The sequence below is a fragment of the Roseburia sp. 1XD42-69 genome (genome assembly GCF_003612565.1).
Taxonomy (GTDB): domain Bacteria; phylum Bacillota; class Clostridia; order Lachnospirales; family Lachnospiraceae; genus Roseburia_B.
Genome location: NZ_RAZG01000148.1, coordinates 1 through 3658 on the forward strand (window position 1 = coordinate 1; position 3658 = coordinate 3658).

General features: G+C 36.0%; 1 protein-coding gene and 1 pseudogene. Both read right to left on the reverse strand.

The window, feature by feature from the left end; translation table 11 throughout:
• Window positions 1-2141, reverse strand: a pseudogene (locus tag D7Y06_RS24325) (hypothetical protein); the annotation flags it as partial.
• 296 nt (window positions 2142-2437) lie between these two features.
• Complete coding sequence (locus D7Y06_RS24330) at window positions 2438-3172, reverse strand: DUF3800 domain-containing protein (RefSeq protein WP_158591493.1); 735 nt, start codon at window positions 3170-3172, stop codon at window positions 2438-2440.
• Window positions 3173-3658: the final 486 nt, after the last annotated feature.

The following is a 3658-nucleotide window of genomic DNA, read 5'->3' on the forward strand; positions in this document are numbered from 1 at the left end:
TTGGAAATAGAACCTATCTCATTTTTCTTTTCCTTTTCCAAAGATTTTGCCTGTGCGTCATACTCTTTCTTCTTGGCTTCGTATTCCTTCTTTTTCTCTGCATCCTTTTCTTTCTTTGCCTTATCCTTATACTTTGAAGAATTTGACTTAGCTTTATCGATATCTTTATCATATCCGTTCTCAGCATCTTTTTTCTGCTTATATAAAGATTCCAGCTGGCTTTGCAGCGATGCCATCTCGGTTGCGATTGACTGCTTCTGCTGTTCTTCGGCAGATAAATTCTGCTGTGGTGCATTTGCATTGTTTGCACCAGAAGAAGCATTTCCACCGTTAGCAATAGAATCAACATACTGCTGCATTTTTTCCATAAGGTTTTTAATTTCATCAACGGTTGTGTACGTTGCCCTTGATATGTCAGAGCCAGAGTTAATCGCATTAGAAATCAATATGCCCACACTGCTGATGGATGAACTGGTGTCAAACCCGATTTTTGTAAGATAATCCTTTACATTTGCCATTGCATCACTTGAATAAGCATTAATGTTTTCAATCAGGCGGTCAAAATTGTCCGCAAGTGCAAGAATAAGGTCGTTGATTTCATCTGCAAGGGTATCTTCCAAATCGTCAAACATATCCTTGGTATCAGAGATATATTTCTCATACTGTGCCTCCTGCAAACTCTTTTCCGCTTCTTTTAGATCCACTTCCAGTTTCTGTATCTTAGCCCGTGTCTCCTCAGACATATCGCCAGAGTAAGCGGTAAGCTGTTTACGGATATCTGCGATATCTTTTGTCTTTTCCGCAATGGACTGTTGGTAGTCATATGCGCTCTTTTCTGCGTCAAGGAGTTCTTCATATTCGCTGATTAATTCCCGTATCTTATTTAACAGGGAATCATATGCCTGTTTGTACAGGTCTATCACGGCATACTTTTCCTCCTGTGCGCCGGAAATGCACTCCTCATATGCTTTTACCAGTTCCCGTTTCCGGTCAGCTAACTTTGTATCATATGGGTTATTGGCAATCTCTTCATTAATGCTTCTGATTTCCCTTGCATAATCAGCCGCCTGTACCCTGTAAGCTTCATACCCAGATACATGTAAAGCTGAAACAGACTTCCCATTATCGGTAAACCCTCCAAGTTTGTCGCTTACAAGTTCTGTCCGGGAAAGTTCATTAATGGAAAATTTCACATCTTCTAATAATTCAGATACCTTGCTCTGTATGGTGTCGAACCTGTCCCATTTGATTTCACGCATGGTATTTATGAAATTCTGGATGGAGACGGTGGATTCATCCACTGAATTTGTTACGGAATCTATTTTTTCCTTTAAGTCATACCAGTCATCGGAATATTCTTTCAGATTCCCTTTGGATACAGAATCGTTTAAGGATTTCACCAATGCATCCCGTTCTGCGATAAGTTTTGCATTGTTCTGCCTTTCATTTGCAAGCAGTTTGTCATAATAGACGGAACTGGCAAGATAACCCTTTTCTTCATTTAAGGAAATCTTGTTGTCAATTTCCTGCGCCCTCTGTTCAAACTCATGGAGCTTGTGTTCATAATCTGTCTGGATATTTTCAAATTTCTGAGTGGAAGATTCAGAGAGCCAGGATTTATAATCTTCCTGTGCAGATTTCAGATCATAAGTAGACTGGGTGTTTGCCTTTAACGCTTCATTATATTTGACAGCGGCATTGTACCCGGCAGAACCGACTTTAAAATAGGATAAGTCAACTTCTTTCCCTGCTTTGATGGCATCCTTGATTTTCTTTTTCTCTTTCTTTGTGATGCCGTCATCACTGTTTAAGTTCTTTGACTTTGAGAGTTCCTTTTTGGCAGACTTTAAGTCTTTCTTTGTGGCCTTGTTTGCTTCTTTATAGGCATCTAAGGTTTTCTTTTCTTCTTTTGTCTGTTTGTCAATTAATTTGTTTTTGGACTTTGCGCCGACAGCATTGTCTAATTTCTTATCCAGTAAATCAATGGCATCACTGAATTTTTCTATTTTTGTGGCGGCTTTATCCAGTGGGAGATTATACATCTTCTCCGCTGTTTCCACAAATGAGGTTGTGGATTCCTGTGCTTTGTCATCTTTATATTTAGCTGGTTCGCTGCACCAGCCCGGCATAAGGCCGCTCATGGATTTCCCATGAGAATAGACTATATCTTTTACCTGTTAAATATTGGGATTTAATAAAAATAGAAGATAATATAAAAAAGCATCTGTGATTCAGATGCTTATTTGCAAGTGATGATAAAAGTACCTCGTTAGCACAAACTAAATCTGTACAGGAAAGAGTATGCTTTTATCATTTTGGCTGTTCAAGAGACCCGAAGTCATTCAAACAACTTTATAAAAAAAACAAGCGACTCGAAGTCATTCCGTTTTTTATCTCTTATATGATAACAAATAAAGAATGTATTGTCAAGAATTTTTTATAAAACTTTTTTAAGTCCAAATCTATCATCTCTATCTATATTTCCATTATATGCTTTATTTTTAATATCCGTGAATATATTTAAATCTCTTTGCGCCATTCCTTGAAAATCTCTTGCAACTGGATTAGGTATAAAATCTGCAAGTTGCAATCCAATATTATTGTCTAACTTTAAAGGGAAACTTATACATCTTAAATGTTTTTGCATTAATTTGGAACCAAGAAAAAGTGTTCCATTTTCCACAATCATATTATAATGCTCATATAGTTCAAAATCTGACTGTATATCCCTGGATTCAAAATATACGCATCCAGTTCCCTTTTGGTCAATCAAAAAATGTACAAAATTTTCTAAAATTATCTGTAATGCTATATAATACTCACTATCTTTTTCATTTTTACTTGGATAATATTTCTTCAGATTTTCTTTATGAACTCCAGCACACAACGTATGAATATCATTATTTTTATAAATTTCCCCTAACATTCTCCAAAACTTTTCTTCTTTGTCTTTTTCATTTCTAAACTTTCTATAACTACCTTTATACGAAAGTACTTCGCTTTCGTGTAAAATAATAGATGTATTGCCAAATATATCACTTTTTAATTGATTTATTTGTTTTACTATTTTATCTCTATAGTAAGATTCTTCAATAAAACAACCTCCTATACAAAAATGATTATATTCATTATTTGACTTTAATTCATCTAAGAACAAAAAATAGTTTGCCATAAGTATCTTTCCCCAATCATTAGTATTATAATATACCATTATATACCAATAATTGACATGATAATAGACAGAACATTTGTTTTAACATTTTAAAATTATTTTAACAGGTAATCTACCATTTCAGACTGCCAATCGCTTGCAGTCTTACTCACTTACGTGATAGTCGTTGAACGTTCCCCTGTTCGGGGTTTCGCTGCTGGTTTCCCATTTTCGCACTTAGCACTTAGGACGTATTTCAGCAAAAATACGCTTTTCTTTCACCATATGCCATACAGCCTGTTTTTTCTGCTTTCGCCGCATTCACGCTTACACATATTTCATTGTTACGTTGTAGCCTGGCTGTCTTTAGGGGTTTTCAGCAATTAAATAGAATACCTCCACCTGTTACCAGATAGAGGGGCGTATGTTACACACCATTCTTGGTATTTCTTTATCTGTTCCGCAAGCTTTTCATCCTTAATGGTTTCAATGTCAATCGTACCGTTC